This window comes from Flavobacterium pectinovorum (assembly GCF_900142715.1).
Taxonomy (GTDB): domain Bacteria; phylum Bacteroidota; class Bacteroidia; order Flavobacteriales; family Flavobacteriaceae; genus Flavobacterium; species Flavobacterium pectinovorum.
Window position 1 is genome coordinate 1 of the sequence record NZ_FRBX01000007.1, and the last position, 20,376, is coordinate 20,376.

General features: G+C 34.3%; 17 protein-coding genes, 2 tRNA genes and 1 rRNA gene. 10 read left to right on the forward strand and 10 right to left on the reverse strand.

Annotated elements, in window-relative coordinates; genetic code table 11:
- The 7 genes from rrf to BUE22_RS20470 form a co-directional block, all read left to right on the forward strand.
- Positions 1–81: ribosomal RNA gene (rrf, locus tag BUE22_RS20440) — 5S ribosomal RNA — on the forward strand; the annotation flags it as partial.
- Between the two features lie 76 nt (positions 82–157).
- Positions 158–230 (forward strand) — tRNA-Phe (locus BUE22_RS20445).
- 6 nt (positions 231–236) lie between these two features.
- Positions 237–322 (forward strand) — tRNA-Leu (locus tag BUE22_RS20450).
- A 209-nt stretch (positions 323–531) separates the two neighbouring features.
- Positions 532–1,101: a Crp/Fnr family transcriptional regulator gene (locus BUE22_RS20455; protein ID WP_073397860.1), complete on the forward strand. Its 570-nt coding sequence runs from the start codon at positions 532–534 to the stop codon at positions 1,099–1,101.
- Between the two features lie 126 nt (positions 1,102–1,227).
- On the forward strand, positions 1,228–2,022 hold the full coding sequence (locus BUE22_RS20460; RefSeq protein WP_207761259.1) for a type 1 glutamine amidotransferase domain-containing protein: 795 nt from the start codon (positions 1,228–1,230) through the stop codon (positions 2,020–2,022).
- 87 nt (positions 2,023–2,109) lie between these two features.
- Entirely contained in the window at positions 2,110–2,415 is a 306-nt protein-coding gene (locus BUE22_RS20465; RefSeq protein ID WP_073398073.1) for a putative quinol monooxygenase, read from the forward strand.
- Positions 2,416–2,539: 124 nt separating this feature from the next.
- Positions 2,540–3,934 carry an aldehyde dehydrogenase family protein gene (locus BUE22_RS20470; RefSeq protein WP_073397861.1) on the forward strand — a complete coding sequence of 465 codons (1,395 nt, stop codon included), beginning with the start codon at positions 2,540–2,542 and terminating at the stop codon, positions 3,932–3,934.
- A 68-nt stretch (positions 3,935–4,002) separates the two neighbouring features.
- Here BUE22_RS20470 and BUE22_RS20475 read toward each other — a convergent pair whose 3' ends face one another.
- Positions 4,003–4,479, reverse strand: coding sequence for a hypothetical protein (locus BUE22_RS20475; protein WP_073397862.1), 477 nt, complete (start codon positions 4,477–4,479; stop codon positions 4,003–4,005).
- A 106-nt stretch (positions 4,480–4,585) separates the two neighbouring features.
- On the reverse strand, positions 4,586–4,966 hold the full coding sequence (locus tag BUE22_RS20480) for a DoxX family protein (RefSeq protein WP_073397863.1): 381 nt from the start codon (positions 4,964–4,966) through the stop codon (positions 4,586–4,588).
- Positions 4,967–5,074: 108 nt separating this feature from the next.
- On the opposite strand from BUE22_RS20480, the gene BUE22_RS20485 reads away from it, so the two are divergent.
- Positions 5,075–5,416, forward strand: a complete 342-nt coding sequence (locus tag BUE22_RS20485) for a winged helix-turn-helix transcriptional regulator (protein WP_073397864.1) — start codon at positions 5,075–5,077, stop codon at positions 5,414–5,416.
- A gap of 162 nt (positions 5,417–5,578) precedes the next feature.
- Here the strand turns inward: BUE22_RS20485 and BUE22_RS20490 are convergent, their stop codons facing one another.
- Positions 5,579–8,893: a TonB-dependent receptor gene (locus BUE22_RS20490; protein WP_073397865.1), complete on the reverse strand. Its 3,315-nt coding sequence runs from the start codon at positions 8,891–8,893 to the stop codon at positions 5,579–5,581.
- Positions 8,894–9,232: 339 nt separating this feature from the next.
- On the opposite strand from BUE22_RS20490, the gene BUE22_RS20495 reads away from it, so the two are divergent.
- A complete protein-coding gene (locus tag BUE22_RS20495; RefSeq protein ID WP_073397866.1) occupies positions 9,233–9,793 on the forward strand; it encodes an NADPH-dependent FMN reductase in 561 nt (186 codons plus the stop codon).
- An 80-nt stretch (positions 9,794–9,873) separates the two neighbouring features.
- Here BUE22_RS20495 and BUE22_RS20500 read toward each other — a convergent pair whose 3' ends face one another.
- Positions 9,874–10,551 carry a YceI family protein gene (locus BUE22_RS20500; RefSeq protein WP_073397867.1) on the reverse strand — a complete coding sequence of 226 codons (678 nt, stop codon included), beginning with the start codon at positions 10,549–10,551 and terminating at the stop codon, positions 9,874–9,876.
- A gap of 256 nt (positions 10,552–10,807) precedes the next feature.
- Between BUE22_RS20500 and BUE22_RS20505 the strand changes: the two genes are divergently transcribed.
- The gene (locus BUE22_RS20505; protein WP_073397868.1) at positions 10,808–11,851 is read left to right on the forward strand and encodes an alpha/beta hydrolase; all 1,044 of its coding nucleotides are present in this window, start codon (positions 10,808–10,810) and stop codon (positions 11,849–11,851) included.
- Here the strand turns inward: BUE22_RS20505 and BUE22_RS20510 are convergent.
- The 6 genes from BUE22_RS20510 to BUE22_RS20535 form a co-directional block, all read right to left on the reverse strand.
- Positions 11,844–13,244 carry an MFS transporter gene (locus tag BUE22_RS20510; RefSeq protein WP_073397869.1) on the reverse strand — a complete coding sequence of 467 codons (1,401 nt, stop codon included), beginning with the start codon at positions 13,242–13,244 and terminating at the stop codon, positions 11,844–11,846. The genes BUE22_RS20505 and BUE22_RS20510 overlap by 8 nt on opposite strands.
- A 248-nt stretch (positions 13,245–13,492) precedes the next feature.
- On the reverse strand, positions 13,493–14,302 hold the full coding sequence (locus BUE22_RS20515; RefSeq protein WP_073397870.1) for a mechanosensitive ion channel family protein: 810 nt from the start codon (positions 14,300–14,302) through the stop codon (positions 13,493–13,495).
- Positions 14,303–14,426: 124 nt separating this feature from the next.
- Positions 14,427–15,002: a YciE/YciF ferroxidase family protein gene (locus tag BUE22_RS20520; RefSeq protein ID WP_073397871.1), complete on the reverse strand. Its 576-nt coding sequence runs from the start codon at positions 15,000–15,002 to the stop codon at positions 14,427–14,429.
- A gap of 18 nt (positions 15,003–15,020) precedes the next feature.
- Positions 15,021–17,162, reverse strand: a complete 2,142-nt coding sequence (locus BUE22_RS20525; RefSeq protein WP_073397872.1) for a catalase — start codon at positions 17,160–17,162, stop codon at positions 15,021–15,023.
- 174 nt (positions 17,163–17,336) lie between these two features.
- Entirely contained in the window at positions 17,337–18,095 is a 759-nt protein-coding gene (locus BUE22_RS20530; protein ID WP_042562897.1) for an SDR family oxidoreductase, read from the reverse strand.
- A 76-nt stretch (positions 18,096–18,171) separates the two neighbouring features.
- Positions 18,172–20,343 (reverse strand): hypothetical protein, encoded by a 2,172-nt coding sequence (locus BUE22_RS20535; RefSeq protein WP_073397873.1) that lies wholly within the window; start codon positions 20,341–20,343, stop codon positions 18,172–18,174.
- Positions 20,344–20,376: the final 33 nt, after the last annotated feature.

Below are 20,376 nucleotides of genomic sequence, written 5' to 3' on the forward strand. Positions count from 1 at the left end.
CTTCCCATCCCGAACAGAGTAGTTAAGCCCGCCTGCGCAGATGGTACTGCAGTTATGTGGGAGAGTATGTCGTCGCCTTTCTTTTGAAAAACCCTGTTCTAATCAACAGGGTTTTTTATTCTTAATTTTATTTATATACAATTATAAGTAAATAAAAGGTACCTTAGCTCAGATGGTAGAGCAATGGACTGAAAATCCATGTGTCCCTGGTTCGATCCCTGGAGGTACCACATAATGCTCGGATGGTGAAATTGGTAGACACGCTGGACTTAAAATCCAGTGAACAGCAATGTTCGTGCGGGTTCAAGTCCCGCTCTGAGTACAAAAATCCCCCTTATTATTTTATAAGGGGGATTTTGTTTTTAAAAAAGGCTTTAGCTATTTTAGCTAAAGCCTTTTTTGTTTAATACTCTGCGCTATATTAATTTTAAGATAATCATTTAAAAGTTAAAGAATAGATGGAATAGAATTGCCACCATATTTCTATTTATCAAATAAAAAATAAATCTTCTATCTTTGAAAAGATAAACTATGGAAAAACTTAGAAAACATATTGAAGAAATTATCCCTATCACTAATGAGGAGTTTGAATCTATCAAGCCATTTTTTACGATACGAAAAGTTTTAAAAAATCAATATCTTATTCAACAAGGTGATGAAGCAAAATATGAATACATCATTATGAGTGGAATTTTTAGAGTTTTTTATCTTGATGAAGACGGTAAGGAACATATTGTACAATTCGCCACAGAAAATTGGTGGATGTCTGATTACATTGCTTATTTCAATCAAAAGCAGGCTAATATGTATGTTGTATGCATGCAGCCGGGAGAAGTTTTATGCCTCACACTCGATGGCAGAGAAAAACTCTCTGATACGCTTCATAAGATGGAACATTTTTTTAGAATAAAACTCACGAAAGGTTTTATTGCACTTCAGCAAAGAGTTATTTCACTTCTCTCAAATAATCCGCAGCAGAGATATGAGGAATTTGCAGATCTTTATCCAAATCTAATGCAAAAAATTCCAAAAAAATATATAGCTGAATATCTCGGAATTAGCCGCGAAACCCTTAGCAGGCTTTACTCCAACAACAAATAACATAACCTTGATTCTGAAAGTGTGATTCCGGTCACACTTTTTTTGTGACTTTGCTCCTCGTATTGAGGAGTAGAGCTGGCATAAATTTGTCCTATAATAATTCATTAACCAATAAAATTTATAGACATGAAAAAATTTATGCTTTTAACCCTTGCAATTGCCTTTTTTTCTTCGAATGCACAAAGTAAAAAGGAAAACACATCAGTAAAACAAACAGCAACACTTAAAAAAGAATCTACAATGAAAAAGAGAATTTTAATTATTGTGTCTAATGCCAATGCAATTGGACCAAATAACAGAAGAACCGGAACATTTCTTCCCGAAGTAGCACATCCTTATGCAGAATTTGACAAGGCAAACTATGAGATAGATTTTGCCAGCTTAACAGGAGATACCCCATATTTAGATGCACTTAATTTAGCAAATGATCCTGACAATCTTATTTTTCTAACAGGAAAAGGATGGGAAAAAATGCAGAAAGCTGTTAAACTATCAAATGTTGATGTTAGTAAATATGATGCTGTTTTTATACCGGGCGGATTAGCACCAATGGTTGATATGCCGGAAAATGAACTTCTTAAAAAAGTAATTAAAGAAACCTACGAACGAAATGCAGTTGTTGGAGCTGTTTGTCACGGTCCGGTATCCTTATTAAATGTGAAATTAAGCAACGGATCTTATCTTGTAAATGGTAAAAACATCACATCTTTTACAGATGAAGAAGAGCGAGGTTATGCTATCGCAGATGTACCTTTTTTGTTAGAAACTGCATTAACCAAACAAGGAGCAAAATTTCATGCAGCTGCAGTTTGGTCAGCTCACAGCATTGCTGATGGTAATCTCGTTACGGGACAAAATCCTGCTTCGGCAAAAGGAGTAGCTGAAAAAATGATTGTCATTTTAGAATCGCCTAAAAAATAATGAAACTAATTGTATGGATCTTCTTCAGAAAAAAAAGGAGGTTCATGCAATTTTAAAATAAATATAATAATATTAAAAAAAATCAAAATGGAAAATCAAAATCCAGTTCATGTTTTTGCTACATGGAAAGTGAAAGAAGGTCAGATCGAAAATGTCTTGCACTTGCTAAAAGCAGTACATAACGAAAGCATCAAAGAAGAAGGTAATTTGTTTTATAAAGTCCATCAAAGCAATTCGGATGTAAATACAATTGTATTATTTGAGGGATATAGTAATGAAGCTGCTGTTGCAGAACATAGAAATTCAGTACATTTTCAAGATTTAGTTTTAGGTAAAATTGTGCCTTTGTTAGAGAATAGGGAGATTGTTTTAGTGACGGATTTAAAATTTTAATTTTCAATATTGGGAATTAAGATATTGTAGTCATTGATAATTTGACTAAATTTAAAGAACAATCATAAAAAATGAACCCAAATATTTGATAACATTTTTCAGGTTAAGTATTAAAAAAACATTTATGGAAAAGACCACAAAAATATTATTCCCTTACGATCAGACTCTGGTCAAAGAATTACCGCTGTTAAATAGTAACGATGTTGAGAATATATTAAATACAGCCCAAAAATTATTTAATGACCAATCTAATTGGCTTCCGGCTTTTGAAAGAATTGAAATTTTAGAAAAAGCAGCTTCGATAATGAGTGAAAGAAGTGAGGAATTGATTCATTTGGCAATAAGCGAAGGCGGAAAGCCCTATAAAGATTCAAAAGCGGAAATACTTAGAGCCATCAAAGGTGTAAAATTAGCAGCAGAACATATAGCGCAAATAAAAGGAGAACAAATCCCGATGGGACTTACTGAAGCTTCTTTAAACAGAATTGCTTTTACGTCAAAAGAACCAATTGGCGTTGTTGTTGCAGTTAGTGCATTCAATCACCCATTAAATTTAGCAGTACATCAAATTGCTACTGCCGTTGCCGCCGGTTGTCCTGTTATATTTAAACCATCAAGTAATACACCCTTATCTGGTCTTGCACTGGCAGATATTTTAAAAGAAGCCGGTTTGCCCGAAGGATGGCTGCAAGTAGTGTTATGTGATAATGAAACTGCAGAATTATTGGTTACAGATTCAAGAGTACATTTTTTCTCTTTTATTGGTTCAGCAAAAGTAGGCTGGTCTCTAAAAAGCAAATTGCCGCCGGGAACAAGATGTGCTTTAGAACATGGTGGCGCCGCTCCTGTAATTGTGGAGAGCGATGCCGATTTTAACGAAATGATTCCTGATTTGGTAAAAGGAGGGTTTTATCATGCGGGTCAGGTTTGTGTTTCAGTTCAGAAAATTTATGTAAATGAGGAAATTTGTGATCGTTTTATTGAACAGTTTTCGCAGGCAACCAACAAATTAATTGTTGGAAATCCGTTTGATGAAACTACAGATGTAGGATCGCTTATAACTCCAAAAGAAGTTAACCGCATTGAGGAATGGGTTAATGAAGCTATTGAAAATGGCGCTAAATTAATTACAGGAGGAAAAAGAATTTCAGAGACTTGTTTTGAACCGACAATTCTGCTTAATCCTTCAGAAGATTCTAAAGTATCGACTAACGAGATTTTCGGCCCCGTTGTTTGTATTTATCCTTTTACAAATAGAGAAGAAGCAATAAATAAAGCCAACGCTTTGGATGTTCATTTTCAGGCAGCGGTTTTTACAAAGAATATTGATATTGCTTTGAGTACGGCCAAAAAACTAAATGCTACTGCAGTTATGATTAATGATAATACTGCCTTTAGAGTAGATTGGATGCCGTTTGGAGGCAGAGATGCATCAGGTCTTGGAATGGGCGGGATTTCATATACTATAAATGATATGACAAGAGAAAAATTAACTGTGTTTAAAAGCAAATCTATATAAGTTTGCAGAAAAATAGCCTTTAAATTTACCCATAAAAAAGTCCTAATTTTGATTAGGACTTTTTTTGATTATTCTTTTTTATTTTCAAGCTGTACTTCGAATTTACCCCAAAAAGGACTGTCAGCCATAAGCGAATGTCCAATTACAATAATATGATTTCCTTTTTGCTTGAGTTGAATTTTTAAATCCATTCCAAATGGGCCATCTGAGGATTTATCCGGGAAAATAATTTGGTTGAAACGGATGTTTCCTTTGCCGGTAGACGGAATGATCTTTGCATTCAATTCGCCTAAATCTTCATTTTTAAATTTGACATATATTTTAGAATGAATAGAGTCTAAAGAGCCTTCAGCTGTGTATAAACCTTTGTCATTCGCAAAATTCATAAAAATAGTATCGTCTATTTGTTTGTTCTCTTCTTTTTTCTCCTCTTTATTTTTCTTCGTGAAAATAGTATCTGAGGTTTCAACAGTAGTTTTCTTGGTTCCTTTTTGTTGACATGAAAAAACGAGAATTGATAGTAAAAGAATTAAATAATTTTTCATAATCGTATTTTTAAGTAAGTGTCTCAAATTTAATTCCTTTTTAAAAATGCCTTGTTATATAATAGCATTTGGAAATTGCAGGATTTAGATAATCATAACGATTTACTTAAAGTTTATTTTTTTTGCTCCAAGCTATAAATAAGGCAGCAAAAATAATGAAGATATTAAAACCAATATCTTTAGCTTCTTCTCGAAAGATATGAAAGACAATAGCGCTAAACATTAATACTATAATTCCGTAAGCTGAATAAACTGTTAGTCTGGATTTATTGTTCAATAGAGAAGGAAATAGAATTCCTATTGCCGCTAAAAGATCAATTATCCCAGTAATAGGTACTAAAATCACATTATCTTTTATCCAAGGAAATGGCAGATCGTTTGGTTTAAAAATTTTCATAAATCCTGCCCATGCAAAAATTGTAAATAGCAGCATTTGAACTATCCATACGATGATTTTTTTCAATTTTTTAATTTTGTTTTCTTCCATTTTTTTATAAGTTTTTATCAAAATTAGATACTTTTACTATCCAAACGATATTACTTTACCTCTGGATAGTACTATCCGGAAGTAAAGTAAATAGATAATCAATACGTTATGATATCAAAAGGTGGATGCCCTAAAACAATGCTTTCTATAAAAGATGCTCTTGAAGCGGTAGAGGGAAGATGGAAATTACTTATTCTTTTTTCTCTTGCTGAACATCCAAAAAGATTTGGAGAATTATCAAAAAGTGTAGTTGGGATTACAGATAAAACGCTGTCAAGAGAATTAAAATTATTAGAAGCAAATAAACTTATTACACGTCAGGTTTATGATTCATTTCCTCCAAAAGTCGAATATTCAATCACAGAGCATGGAATTTCATTAGAAAAAGTATTAGATGAATTGCATTTTTGGGGACTTCTTCACAGGTCAAAAATATTAAAAGATTCCTGATATTGTCATTTTTAATATGAAGACAGGACTTTTTTATGGGAAGACTAATATTTTCCAGATTTCAGGTTCTTTAATTCTTCCAATACGAAAAAAACGACATTAACTAAAAGTCAATGTCGTTTTATTAATTATTTTGGTTTTAATTTATTTGTAAAAAATATTTTAGTTACCAAATATGTATCTAAGTGTAAATTGTGCTTGCCAAACATCTGATGTTGAAGAGTTCTTTTGGAAAGTATCTTTAATTAAATACCTGTTTCCATTAGGATCTGTTTGTGTAGCAAGGGTATAAACAGGGACATTTGCACCTGTTGTACTAGAATAAGCTAGAACATTTGGATTTGTTGCTCTTTGTGATAATCCCCAGTCTTTATTTACCATGTTTGTAAAGTTCAGGATATCAGCTCTAAATTGGAAAGTATTCTTTTTACCAGCTATTTTGATGTATATATCTTGAGAGATAGATAAATCTAATCTGTGTAACATTGGTAAAGTAGATTCATTTCTTTGAGCATATTGACCTCTTCTTGAACGTAAATATTTATCCTGATTGATATAAGCATCAAACGCAGCTCTTTGCTCATCTTGTGAGTAAGTTCTTGAAGTTGTAACATTATTTACTGTACTAGATACTACAAGAGGAGCAAACGTAAGTTCACTTGCGCTGTTTGGTACATAAAGCAAATCATTACCACTAATTCTGTCTCCATTCATATCTCCACTATAAGTGTAAGTAAATGGACTAGCTTGTTCTCCAATATAACCTAAGTTGATAGAAGTTGCACCGCCAAGACCTTTACCATATTCAATTCTGTAACCAATAACTCCAACCAAACGATTTGGTGTATTGTTGTTTGAATTAGATACATCCAAATCATTATTTCCATTTACAGATCTCGCACTTGTCCATGAACCTGAAGCTACTGAACCTGGAGACATTAAATCTGTCGCATTAGAGTGCGTGTAGGCGAATGATCCCCAAAGTCCTCTTTGGTATGGGTATTCTAATTTAAATGTTGTAGAATAAAAATATCCTTCATCAGAGTTTGCTAAAACGATACCGTTTGAAACATTATCATTTACACGTGTTCCGGCATCATTACGAGAATATCTTGGTCTGTTGTCAGTACCGCTAAATGTTCCAACCGGAGCATCAAAGTTAGCATTGTAATAAGTGATCGCATTAATATTTTTTTGAAGTATTCCTTCAACTGTACCTGTAAATCCAAAAGGAAGTTTTTGATCAACTGCCATTGTAGTTTTCCAAACCTGAGGAGATTTGAAGTTTTTCTTATTAAATGACAAGTCATAAGTTGATGGAGCTGTAGGTGTAGTTGGAGTAAAATATTGTGCTGGATTTGCTGTAAAACCATATCCTTTTGTATATACATCAGCACCACTAACATCGACAACACCAGTAAGAACTCCGTTGTTTCCAATTTGGTTTGATAAATATACACCAGGAGATCTACCAGTAAATACTCCTGAACCTCCTCGAACAATTGTTGAAGCATCACCATTTAAGTCAAGGTTGAAACCAACTCTAGGCTCGAATAAGATTGCTGCATCCGGCATTGAACTAGTATTGAATTTTTCGCCATCAGCGAAAGTCATAGCAGTAACTGTTGGGTTTTCTAATGCTGTATCAGCATACCATATTCTTGAAGCTCTTAAACCAACAGTTAATTTAAATTTATCACTCAATTTCATTTCATCCTGAGCATATAAATCTAATTTGTTAGATTTTAGTATTTGCATTGGTTCAGCACCTCCAGGTAAAGCGGAATATTTAAATTGAACTTTATTCGGCATAGTACTAATTGTAGTTGATGGCGCGCCACCATTTGCAAGAGATTCATTTGCAGAAGCATAAAAATCTGCTAAAGAGTTAAAAACGTAAACTCCGTTTGATCCTGAGAAAAACAAGTTGCTAGATTTGAAATATTCAAAGTTTGCACCAAATACTAAAGAGTGTTTTCCAATAGTTTTAGTCAAATTATCTGTAAAGTGTAGTGTTGAGTATGACAGTTTGTTACCTTGAGTAAAAGGATCTAAACCAACTGAAATATAAGTAGCAGTTCCTTGTTTAATATCAATTGTAGGGAATAAACCACCACCAATTAAACCTCTGTCTTCAATTTGTTTATCATAACCTCCAATGAAGTTATTATACCATGAATTGCTTAATTTACTATTTAATTCTAATACAATAGACCTTGTATTATCTAAAATTGTATATCCACTATTTTTGAATGACATTGCTAATGCACTATTAGTTCTGTTACCAAAACCTAATGAATTTGAGTTAGAAGTTAACTGATCCGAAGATGAATTATGAAATACATAACGAGCAGTAAGTTTATGATTGTCATTGATATTCCAGTCAATTCTCGTTAAGAATTTTTTTGATTCTTTTGATGAATCATAGTTTTCCCATGCACCTGTATCATAACCAAACTTATCTTTCATAAAGTTAGAAAGAGTCTGCATTTCAGTATAGGTAGGAAGAGAAACCTGACCACTTGGTTGCGGAGAACCTGTAGATGTCCAGTTTGTAGCCGGGCTTACATTGTCAATAGTTTCAAAATTTCCAAAAAAGAATAATTTATCTTTGATAATTGGCGCTCCAATACGAGCTCCCCAGATTGTTTCTTCAAATTTACCCGGTTTAATTGTTACATCCCCAGCGTGAGTACCGATAAAATCTTTTTTGTTATTTCTGGTAGAAGTATAAACAGATCCTTCGATTTCGTTTGTTCCACTTCTTGTTACGGCATTAATCCCCGAACCTAAAAATCCAGATTGACGAATGTCATATGGAGCAATGTTTACTTGTAACTGCTCAATTGCATCTAATGAAATTGCAGTCGAACCAGTTCTGCCTCCGGCTTGTGAATCTGATCCAAGTCCAAATCCGTTGTTGAATACAGAACCGTCAATAGTAAAATTATTTAATCTTGAATCCTGTCCGCCAAATGTTCCGTTAGCTCCTGCATTTGCATTGTATTTTGTAACAGAGTTTATCGAACGGGCTCCTAATACAGGAACTGCAGCTATTTCTCTGTTTGAAAACTGTTGTGAAGCACCAGTTCTTCCTTTATTAAAATTTCCTTTTGATTTTGTAGAAACCACAACTTCCTGAAGTGCATTTGGTTCTTCATCAATAGTAATGTTTATAGTCAGGTTGTTACCTAAACCGACATTAATGTCTGTTATTTCTGTTGTTTTGTAACCAATATAAGTTACTTTAACTGTGTAAGGACCTCCTGGTCTCAAACCTTGTGCAGCGTATCCACCGTCAAAATCAGAAGTTGAGAAGTACTTTGTTCCCGTTGGTTTATGAACAATTTCTACTGTCGCCCCAGGCAGAGCCTCCCCCTTATTTGATCTAACAATCCCAGACATGGCAGAACTCGTAACTTGAGCATGACCTAAAGTCGAGAGTAAAATAATCAAAATAAAAATAATTTTTTTCATCTAATGTTTTATATTGGTTTAATTTTTTGGCAAAATTATGAGATTGAAGAAGCCCGGTGTTAACTCAATATTAACAAAATGTAGTGGTTTGGGTAGTGAATGATTTTTGTAAGAATAAAAGGATTTTAAGACATGTTTATTGATTTTTAATAAAAAAATAAGATGTTTTAGTTTTATATAATCTTAAGAATTTTACGTCAATTTTATGAGTTCTTATTTAGAGCAGTCTGCTTTTTTGACTAACTTTATTATATAACGAAAGATTATTAATCGATTAATTTTTATTTAAAGTAAGTTATACTGCAAAAGCTGTGGTAACTGTAATTAAAAACATTTGATATGAACAAAGTAATTGGACTTTTCGCAGGAAGTTTGCGTAAGGAATCATTTTCAAGAAAAATAGCTAAAGCAGTTGCAGCAATGGCACCTGCAGGATTTGAGTTTAAAATAATTTCGTTGGGTGATTTGCCGCTTTATAATCAGGATTTTGATGATGAAAATCAAGTGCCGGAATCCTACACTATTTTTAGAAATGAAGTAAAAGTAATTGATGGTGCTATTTTTATAACACCGGAATACAACAGATCAGTGCCCGCAGTTTTAAAAAACGCATTGGATGTAGGTTCGCGTCCTTACGGAAAAAGTGTGTGGGACGGTAAACCGGGAGCCGTATTTAGTAATTCGCCAGGCAGTATTTCTGGCTTTGGTGCTAATCATCATTTAAGACAAAGTTTGGTTTTTCTAAATGTTCCTGTTATGCAGCAGCCTGAAGTTTATCTTACTAAAGTAGATGAACTTTTTGATGAACAAAGAAATATTCAGAAAGAAGAGATTAGGGAGTTTCTTCAAAAAGCTGTTGATGCATTTATTGTCTGGTTTAACAAAAATTCCAGTCAATAAAGGTGAAATATCATTTAAAATTAAAAAAAGCCCTTCTTATAATTAAGAAGGGCTTTTGTATCAACGATAATGATCTGTTGTTATTTTTTTGCTGCGTTCACATCAATACCAATCTCAATATCTTTACTGATCATCCATTCTGCAGGATCAGCCTCAGAAGCTCCAAATTTGATATCCCAATCTGTACGGTTAACAGTAAATTTAGCCTGAATTGATGCAGTTCCTTCAGCAACAGTAACTTTTGCCGGGAAAGTAACATTTACTGCTTTTCCTTTTAAGGTAAGATTACCGCTTACTGTTTTATTAGCACCTTCAATTGCATCTTTAGCAGCAGGATCTAATGCCGCAACTTTTGTAATTTTAAAAGCTGCCGTTGGATTTTTCTCTACATCAAAAAAATCAGCACCTTTTAAGTGAGCCTCCAATTCAGAATATTTTTTATCTTTTTCTGTTACAGATGCCGGATCAACTTTAATAGATTTCATATCTATTACAAAGTCACCTGCTGTAAGTTCTCCGCCTTCAACAGAAACTTCTCCTGATGTAAGGCTAAGAGTTCCCCAACGAGGAGCAAAACCACCTTTATGAAATGCTTTCCAGTTTACTTTCGAGGTTTCTAAATTTACCGGTAAAACTTCCCCTTTTTTTTCTGCAACCTCTTGTTCTGCAGCTGTCGTTGTCTCGTTAGATGATTTTTTTCCGCATGACGTTAAAAATAAAGTAACCGCTGCTAATGTAAATACGCTTATTTTTTTCATTTCTTATCTGTTTAATTATTTATTTTAAATATTGAGAGAGTTAAATTATGGAAATTTTCTCATTATTTCTATTGAGTAAGTTTATTTTTTTTAATTAAAATATTAATCACGTTCTCCTGCTTTGAACACCGAGGTTTTTATGTTCAATAATAATTCCGGCATTTTTCTTTTTTAATCAAACTTACATCCATAGTTAAGTATAAAATGAAGTGTTGTAACTAATGATTTTTAAACTTTGTATTCATAAAAGAAGAGGATGAAAAATAATAGAATTACAATTCTTGCATTGGTATTATTTACAAGCTTAATCAATGCCCAGAATAATATTGAAAATTTTAAAAATAAAAAGATGAATGATTTAGAAGTACTCAAAATAGAAAGCCATGTTTCGGGATTAAAAATTGCCATAACACACAAAGAGCCAAAGGTTCCTTTAGACGATTATGCTATTCTTTTTTTGCACGGTTCTTCATTTCCATCTGCATTATCTTTTGGTTTTAAGATGAATAACTATTCAATGATTGATAGTATGTCAGATAATGGTTATGAGGTATATGCACTAGATTTTTTGGGTTACGGAAATTCGGACCGATATAATGAAATGGAAACAAATTTAGTAAATAGCAAACCTGTTGGAAGAGCTCTGGATGTTTATAAAGATGTAGATAAAGCAGTTGATTTTATTATAAAAAAAACAGGAAAACCAAAAGTATATTTAGTAGCTCATTCCTGGGGAGGATCTGTTGCGGCCTTATATGCTACACAATTTCCCGATAAAGTTTCTAAGCTGGTTTTGTTTGCAGCTATTACTAAAAGGGAAAATACTTCTGAGGCTGAAAAAAAAGAATATTCTTTTGAAACTATGACGCCCGATGAAAGAATAAATTCAATGAAAAATTTGACCCCACCAGAAAAAGAATGTCAATTGGAAACCGAAGTTTTTAATGTTTGGGGAGATAATTGGCTAAAATCTGATCCATTAGCTGTAAAATTTAAATCTAATAGTATTCGTTTTCCCTCAGGTCCCTCTCAGGATGTGGAAGATTTATTACACGGAAAATCATATTATAACCCAGCCAATATAAACGCTTCTGTTTTAGTAATTCGGGGTGAATGGGATCAATATCCTAACAATATTGATGGTGAAAAATTATTTTCGTCTCTGGAAAATGCTGCTTATAAAAAATATGTGGTTATCGAAAAAGGAACTCATGTTATGCAGCTTGAAAAAAGCCGTTATCAATTATATGATGAAATTCTTCGGTTTTTAAAATTTGGGCTAAATACTAAATTTAAATAGTAGATTTTAAATTGTCACCATCTTTTAAATGAAGCCTTCTAAAAACTAAACCGGATAAAATAGTCAAAGAACCAACAACTAAAAAGGTGTAGCGAAAGGCATTGTGAATCTCGTTATGAATGAGTTTTACATCTCCCTGAAAAATTTTGAGTACCAATAATCCAAAAGCAATACCAAAACCAATCGCCAATTGTTGATTTACAGAAACTAATGAATTACCGCTGCTTGTGTGATAAACCCTTAAATCAGCAATAGAAATAGAATTCATCGAGGTAAATTGTATGGAGTTAAAGAAACCCAAAACAGCAATAATCGGAATGTACCAATAAATAGATGTATGAATTGACGGAATAGCCAGAGCGCAAATTAATATACCAATAATAAAAGTGTTGACCATTAATGTTTTACGATATCCAAAAGTATTTAGAATTTTAATTACTGCCGATTTTCCAAACATTGCGGTAAGTGCCATAGGTGCAACAATCCATCCTGAGGTCACTGCAGACTGACCATAAGCAATCTGGATCATCATAGGCAATAGCAAAGGAATAGAACTAAAACCCAGGCGAGTTGCCAAATTACCAACAATACCCACACGAAAGGTTCTTACCTGAAATAAGTTTAAGGGAAAAATAGGGTTATTATCTTTTGCAGCATGGCGATAATACCAATACAGCATTAAAAATCCTGACATCAAAACAACTAAAACCGGTGATAAACGAACAGTATTGCCAAACAATTCTAAAGAAATAGACAATAGGAGTGAAGCGGCTGCAAAAATCAGGAAGCCTTTTAAATCAAAATCAATTATTGGAGATTTGTAATCAGGCATATATTTTAAGCTTAAAATAATACCAATAATACCAAAAGGAATATTGATTAAGAAAATCCAGTGCCAGGATAAATAATCGACCATATATCCTCCAATCAACGGACCTAAAACAGGTCCAATTAGAGCTGGAATGATAGCAAAATTCATTGCCTGTAATAATTCATTTTTTGGAAATGTTCTAATAAGCGCCAGTTTCCCTACAGGTGTCATTAAACTTCCTCCAATACCCTGAATAACACGGGCAAAAACCAAATGCATTAAGTTTTGAGAAAGGGCACAAAACAATGAACCAAGGCTAAAAAGTAATAAAGCAAAAATAAATATTTTTCTGGTTCCAAATTTGTCTGACAAAAAACCGCTTACAGGCATAAAAAGCGCCAACGTTAATACATAACTGATGATAGCATTTTGCATTTCCAGCGGCGATTCATGCAAATCTTTGGCAATAGCAGTTATAGAAGTATTAAGGATTGTAGAATCAAGCATTTGCATAAAAATGGAAGTTGCCAGAATAATAGGCAATATTTTTTTCGTCGCTTCTTTATCAATAATAACGTTCATAGATTTCTGTTTTTTGCCTGAAACAATTTAAGCTGTAGTTCTTAAAGCCTTATTTAGCTCATGAGTTCTATAAAATTACGAAAGATATCCTAATAATTTGCTTTTAGAATTTAATTGATTTAATCTTTAACTAAATAACAAAAGATACCATATTTGATATCTTTTGTTTAAAATTTGAATTAATTTTTAAAAGTCCTGTCATTATTTTATTGCTCTGTATTACAAGAATCATTCTGAATGTTGATTTACTATTTTATAACAAAACCATTTGTTTTTAATACTTCGGCAACTTTAATTACAATTTCAGAGCGATGTTTACCATCCGTAACCTTTAAGTCGGTTTTTACCCAATATCTTACATTGACTTGTACAACGGCACCTGTAATGCCAGATACTACAGCCGAATTGGAATATCCTTTATCTACAATTTCCTCATCTGCTTTCATGACCTGGGTGATCAATTCAATTGCCTTGTTATAATCAGATCCATATTCAAGCCCAATTGTAAAATCCTGAAGAAGAAATCCTTCACTATTAAAATTGATAAGCGTGTTTTTTATTAATAATGCATTTGGAATATAAATGTTTTTGCTGTCACTTTTTATCTGTGTATCACGAAGGTTCAATGCCACGACTTTTCCTTTTACACCGTTACTTTCGATAATATCACCAACAGAAAAAGGTCTTTTGAAAGCGAGTAAAATTCCCGCTAAAAAGTTTTCGCCAATATCTTTTAAGGCAAAACCAATAATAAACGCCGAAATTCCGGCACCGGCCAAAACACTTTGCGCGACGCCTGTAAGCCCAATAACGCGAAACATAAATAAAAACCCAATAACAATAAGGACCGCTTTGATAAGATTGGCAATAAAAGTCGCTAATAAAGGATCATGCATTCGTAGTTTTAATCTTCGATCTGCAAATCCCCGAACACGCGATGCTATAAACCAGGAGATTAAAACAACCAGAATTGCGAGTAATAATTTTGGCGTGATATCAACAATGTTTTGATAATATCCTTCTATATGTTGGGCAATGTCATGCAGAAATTCTTTCATAATAGGTTATATTTAAAAAAATTAAAGTTTAGAATTGAATGCAAAAACATCTGCACGAAGTACAGATGTTTTCAGGTAAATGAAAAAAGTAGTATCTTTTATTAAACGGTAATATTTAGTTTCGTTATTCTGCCGCTACAATATTTACGGTATTTAAGGCAACGTCATTTAGTAAACAATCTGCCTCTTTTTCTTCGGCCAGTGTTTGTGCTAATAATTTTGCAGCGTCATTTTCTCCCAAAGCTTTTGCAAAAGCGACTAAAGTACCATAAGTTGCAATTTCATAATGCTCGATTTTTTGTGATGCCGAAATAATTCCTGCATCTCTAACCGAGCCTGGAATTGTTTCAAGCAAAATACTGTCGCCTTCTTTTAATAATCCGGCCATAGCTTCGCATTTTTTTCCTTCGGCTTTTTCTCCAAGTATATCAAAAACTTTATCAAGTCTTGCAACATGATTTTCGGTAACGAGAACATGCTCTAAAATAACGCCCGAAAGATTTGCAGCCGTAGCATTGGCCGACATTTTTGGTAAGGCACCCACAAGTGCATTTTCTGCCCAGTAAATATCTTTAAGACTATCAATAAATAATTCTCTTAAATCTGCAGCAGCGTCTGATGCGGGTTCGACAAGACTATTTTTCTTGGTGCTTTTTGCGGCAGCAATTTTGGTTTCAGTTGGTTTTTCTGAATTTTTCATATCTTTTTATTTTGAATGTTAATTGTATAAGTTGGTTTCGCGTTCCCAAAAACGATGTTGTGCCATAGCAGCAATAAAATCTAATGCAAATGATTGTGTGCCAGGTTCGCTGGATAAAATAAGCCCGTCATCATTGTTTGTTATTTTGGCTACAAAAGGTGCTGCGCTTAATATTTTTGTTGCCTCGCCATCTGCACCAATTACTTTGCAGTGTTTATAAGCATCGTTTATAAATTCGTTCACATCATCATTTTCGGCTAAAAGATCAAGACCTAATCCATGCGGAATGTAAACGGCATCAAACAAAACAGATGATGCGGTTAGCAAACTATAATCTGCTGCAACTGCTCCGTCAGCATCTGTAACAACAGATCCTAAATGCGGCGCAACTATAAAACCTTTTGCATCTTCTTTAAGAAGCGCACTTTTCATGTTTAGGACTGCGGCTTCAGAAACTCCGTCAGAACAAATAATAGCCACTTTTCTGGAAGCAATTGTAGGCGAATTGGTAGGGTTTTTAAGCATAGAAAGAGCATCAGAACTGTCAACGGATGAATCTACTGTTTGTGGTTCCTGATTTCCATTTTCATTTTCCGGAGATACGCCCTGATTAATTGGAGTTTCCAATACAGGCGGAACCGTAGCACCAAGACCCAAGGCAACTTTTTCTGCTAATTGTGTATCAACCTGAGATAAAAGTCCCAGCATTCTGACTCTGACGGCAGTAGTTTCAACTTTTCCAAGTTCAAAACGCAGTGCTTTTACGATGTGGCTTTTTTCTACATCTGTCTGGCTGTTAAAGAATAATCTTGCCTGACCAAAATGATCTGCAAAACTTTCACTTCTTTCTCTTACTTTATGTGCATCGATGCGCTCGTTGAAACTCGCAAAACCGCCTTCGGCAATTTTAGCCTGATACGGACATCCTCCGCCAAGTGAATTTGGATGATAACTTACACGACCTTTATTAATTTCCTGACGCATATGTCCGTCACGTTGGTTATTATGCACCGGCGCAACGCTTCTGTTAATCGGAATTTCATGAAAATTAGGACTTCCTAATCTTGAAAGTTGTGTATCGGTATAAGAAAATAATCTTCCCTGAAGCAACGGATCGTTTGTAAAATCAATTCCCGGTACAACATGCCCTGGGTGAAAGGCAATTTGCTCTGTTTCTGCAAAGAAATTATCGGGATTTCTATCTAAAACCATTCTTCCCACAATCGTTACCGGAACAAGTTCTTCGGGAACAATTTTGGTCGGGTCAAGTAAGTCAAATTCATATTTGTGTTCGTCTTCTGCAGGAATGATCTGAACGCCTAATTCCCATTCAGGAAAATTTCCCATTTCGATCGCTTCCCATAAATCTTCTCTGTGAAAATCAGGATTTTTACCCGAAATTTTTTGGGCTTCATCCCACACAACAGCATGTGTTCCTAATTTAGGTTTCCAGTGAAATTTCACAAAAGTCGATTCTCCAGCTTCATTAATCAATCTAAAAGTATGAACTCCAAAACCTTCCATCATTCTATAGCTTCTTGGAATCGCACGATCAGACATTACCCACATAATCATGTGCATCGACTCGGGCATTAAGGAAATAAAATCCCAAAAAGTATCGTGAGCAGATGCAGCCTGAGGCATTTCATTATGAGGCTCTGGTTTTACAGCGTGAACTAAATCGGGAAACTTTGAGGCGTCCTGAATAAAAAATATGGGTATATTATTGCCAACAAGGTCATAAATACCTTCCTGAGTATAAAATTTAACAGCAAATCCTCGTACATCCCGCGCAAGATCTGTAGAACCTCTTGAGCCGGCAACGGTAGAAAATCTGGCAAAAACGGGTGTTTTTAATCCGGCTTCTTTTAAAAATCCCGCTTTTGTTAATTCAGGAATTGGGTTTGTTACTTCAAAAAAACCGTGTGCTCCTGAACCACGTGCGTGTACGATTCTTTCCGGAATACGTTCATGGTCAAAATGCGTAATTTTTTCTCTTAGAATAAAATCTTCGAGTAGTGAAGGTCCTCTTTCGCCGGCTTTTAACGAATTGTTATCATCGTTAATACGAACACCCTGATCAGTAGTCAGGAACTTATTAGTTCCGTCGGATTTGTTTATCGACAAATCACGCTGTTTTTCGTCTTGAAAATTTTTCATTAGTTTTTGCTTTGTTTAGATTTAATTTTTTTATGTTATCGTCACATTATGAGGTTTTTGTGATCTGAAATAAACTTATAAATCAAATTTAGCCTATACCGTTAATTTGAATTTATAAGATTATTCCGCAATATTGTACAATTACCATCCAACCAAAATCAATAGCAATTCTTTTTATATAATTTGAAGATGTGGTCGAATTTGCATCGTTACAATATCGCATCTCTTTGGCTGAGATAAACAGAATAGGGCACTCATAGCAATATCATACGCTTCGAGCATTTCCATTTTTTCTATTTTTTCCTTATGCTCTTCTTTAGTGCCTGGCTGCATATCACTTGTTACGGCTCCGGGTTCTATTAGTGAGACTTTAATTCCAAGCGGATTTAATTCCTTACGAAGCGATGTACTAAAACCTCGTATTGCAGATTTAGTAGCTACATAAATGGTGCTTTCCGGAGTACGGCTTTCGGCACTCATAGACCCAATATTGATGATATGCCCGGATTTTTGCTCTTTCATTCGCAATGAGGCTTCCTGAGCAAAAGCCAGGTAACCAGTAATATTGGTATCAATAATATACTTGTAATCCTTGTAAGTTTCCTGTGTAATTCCCGGAGCACCTAATGCTGCATTGTTAATAAGAATATCAATTCCGCCCAACTCAGTATCTACAATTTGCAATATTTTATCGATATCTTCTTTTTTGGTTACATCGGCAGGAGTTCCATAAACTTCGCAGCCGGGAAATTGCTGTTTAAGATCTTCGACAGCATTTTTAAAATCTTTTTCATCTCTTCCAAAAATAAGAACGCGTCCGCCCAGAGAGACCAATACATCGGCAATTGCTTTTCCTATTCCGGTTGTGCCGCCGGTTACTACAATTCGTTTGTCTTTAATATTTTGTCCAAAGTAATTTGTTAATTGTTCCATTGTTTGTTTTTTTATAAATGATTATTATTTGTAAGCTGCCTAAATTTCTACAGCAGTTACTATTTTTTATTAAATATTACCATTGAACTTTAACTGAACCCAGACCGGAAATTTTATATTCCTGTATGTTGACATTCTTTGTGAAGGGATCAAGAAGTTCATTATCAAAAAACACTTTCATTTGAATTTTACGGTCTTTGAGTTTTATAATTTTCAAATTGCAGATCATATCTTTGTGACCATCTAATTTGATAGTAATCGATTTTCCTCTTTTCGTATATTCATTAGGATAATCGATAAAAAGAAGAAAATCTTCATCGATTTTGATGTATTGTCTGGACACAATTCCAAAAGCCATTCCGCTGCCATATACTTCCTGACCTACCTGACCGCTTTTTTCCCAGCCATTGTACAAATCTTCCAAAGGAACCCAGAGATCGGCTTGTATTTCGCCTGTTTTAACTTCTTCCGAAAGCATTTCTTTTGGCAGCATTGTTGGATAATAATAAGCAATCCTGCTCACGGTATATTTAATAAACTCCGGAATTAGCGTTCTTAAAGAGGGCAAAATGTCAACATCTTTAGCCAGTGATAAATATTCTGATAAAGCTGCGTAGACTTCTAATTCTTCATAAGCAGCAGTATACGGTGCATCATTGAGGGGAAATATTGAAAAGAAATTATTATAGTTTTTACCATAACCATATTTGCAGTCATAAAGCTGGATATTTTTAAATAATCCGCTCAGACAGGTATAACTTATCTCGAGGTACAGCTTTTTATTAGTAATTTTAAATAATTCTAATAATGCCGCAGCGGCAAAAGCTGTATTATTGGCCTGGTATAATATATTTAAACCCAGATCTGCCAATTTTCTGGCTGCTTTTTCTGCTTCGTTTAAATAGCGTTTTTCTTTCGTTAATTTAAAAACCAGCAGCATTAAATGTGCGTACGATCCGGGAACATCCCTTTCTCCTCCGGCACCGGGAGCAGTTTCTTCCTTGATTATTTCGAGGGTTTCCATATTATAAAATACAGGCCATTTGTATTTAAAATGATGCGCCACTTTTATGACATACTCAATAGAATCTAATACCAGTTTTTTTGCTGTTTTGTCTCCAGCTAAAGCCAGTCTTGCCAAATTCATTAACGGATGGTGCAGATACCAGGAATCCATCACCATCTCTTTTTTTTGTTCTTCTGAGTTGTCAAGTTTGTCTACCATTGAAGGAAGCCATCTGTTAAGGCAATTTATCTTTGGATCATAAAAAGCAGGCAGTCCCTTAATTAACTCATCACAGATCGATTGTTTTTCACCACTCCATTTTTCAAATTCCTTAAAAGGTGCCAATACAGCCAATTGTACCATACTTTCAGGAGGTGTGTCATAGTCGCATAAGTAAGCATTTAGATACTGAATTCCGTTTGCCTGTTGCCATGCACCTTTGTTATGCTGTAAATCATTTAAAACTTTTTGAGCGATATCCGGCCAATTATGATATTCAATTCTTGGCTGTTCAAGCACTTTGTATATAGTAACAAGATTATTTAAAAAGTGCTCACAAATAGCTGTTGTATCTTTAAAAATATCAGTCTCTACTATTATATACGCATCTGATATTGTAAATGCCTGATTGGGAGGAAGAGGCAATTCATCCGTTGTTGGAAGCTGAAATCCAATTTCCGGCCATGTTCCTCCAACAGTATTTTTCGATTCTGTTTTGGTAACTTCGCAATACTCAGACAATGAAGTAAGATTTTGAAAATAAAAAAAGGATCCTGTTTGTGGTTTTGTAATGCTGGCAAATAACAATCCTGATCGCGACCCGAATTGTGCCATGTGAATATTTCCAGACGTATTTTCTAAACTTCCACTTTGTGTAAGCGGAATTATATCTCGTGGCCAAAACGGAATCATTAAGGCCGTTTTTGCTGTAAATGTTGTTGTATAATGTAATACACCTGCCGGAAAATTGATGCGAACTTCATAACTTCCCAATCTGGAATCGAGTACAAAAACAGTGGTATCCTCATCATCAAAAAGATTCGTAACTTCAAAACAGCTGTTCATAGCAAATGCCGCACGAAAAGCTATTTTTCCGTTTTCAGGCATCAATACCACAATCCATAAAGAATCACCTGTATTGTAAAATTGATAGGTGTAATCAACAATTTTTCTTTCTAAAAGTATTTCACTATTTTCAATATCTTCCTGCGCCGTAGCGCTCCAAGGTGTAACTGTTGGCATAATGATAGTTTTAATTGATTAAAAATCTTTTAT

Bases quoted from the DNA above. Each gene is read 5' to 3' on its own strand.
- BUE22_RS20500 (WP_073397867.1), bottom strand. From the start codon at position 10,551: ATGAAAAAAATAAGCGTATTTACATTAGCAGCGGTTACTTTATTTTTA.
- BUE22_RS20475 (WP_073397862.1), bottom strand. From the start codon at position 4,479: ATGAAAAATTATTTAATTCTTTTACTATCAATTCTCGTTTTTTCATGT.
- BUE22_RS20525 (WP_073397872.1), bottom strand. From the start codon at position 17,162: ATGAAAAATTTTCAAGACGAAAAACAGCGTGATTTGTCGATAAACAAA.
- BUE22_RS20530 (WP_042562897.1), bottom strand. From the start codon at position 18,095: ATGGAACAATTAACAAATTACTTTGGACAAAATATTAAAGACAAACGA.
- BUE22_RS20465 (WP_073398073.1), top strand. From the start codon at position 2,110: ATGGAAAATCAAAATCCAGTTCATGTTTTTGCTACATGGAAAGTGAAA.
- BUE22_RS20455 (WP_073397860.1), top strand. From the start codon at position 532: ATGGAAAAACTTAGAAAACATATTGAAGAAATTATCCCTATCACTAAT.
- BUE22_RS20515 (WP_073397870.1), bottom strand. From the start codon at position 14,302: ATGAAAGAATTTCTGCATGACATTGCCCAACATATAGAAGGATATTAT.
- BUE22_RS20535 (WP_073397873.1), bottom strand. From the start codon at position 20,343: ATGCCAACAGTTACACCTTGGAGCGCTACGGCGCAGGAAGATATTGAA.
- BUE22_RS20505 (WP_073397868.1), top strand. From the start codon at position 10,808: ATGAAAAATAATAGAATTACAATTCTTGCATTGGTATTATTTACAAGC.
- BUE22_RS20470 (WP_073397861.1), top strand. From the start codon at position 2,540: ATGGAAAAGACCACAAAAATATTATTCCCTTACGATCAGACTCTGGTC.
- BUE22_RS20490 (WP_073397865.1), bottom strand. From the start codon at position 8,893: ATGAAAAAAATTATTTTTATTTTGATTATTTTACTCTCGACTTTAGGT.
- BUE22_RS20480 (WP_073397863.1), bottom strand. From the start codon at position 4,966: ATGGAAGAAAACAAAATTAAAAAATTGAAAAAAATCATCGTATGGATA.
- BUE22_RS20460 (WP_207761259.1), top strand. From the start codon at position 1,228: ATGAAAAAATTTATGCTTTTAACCCTTGCAATTGCCTTTTTTTCTTCG.
- BUE22_RS20485 (WP_073397864.1), top strand. From the start codon at position 5,075: ATGATATCAAAAGGTGGATGCCCTAAAACAATGCTTTCTATAAAAGAT.
- BUE22_RS20495 (WP_073397866.1), top strand. From the start codon at position 9,233: ATGAACAAAGTAATTGGACTTTTCGCAGGAAGTTTGCGTAAGGAATCA.
- BUE22_RS20510 (WP_073397869.1), bottom strand. From the start codon at position 13,244: ATGAACGTTATTATTGATAAAGAAGCGACGAAAAAAATATTGCCTATT.
- BUE22_RS20520 (WP_073397871.1), bottom strand. From the start codon at position 15,002: ATGAAAAATTCAGAAAAACCAACTGAAACCAAAATTGCTGCCGCAAAA.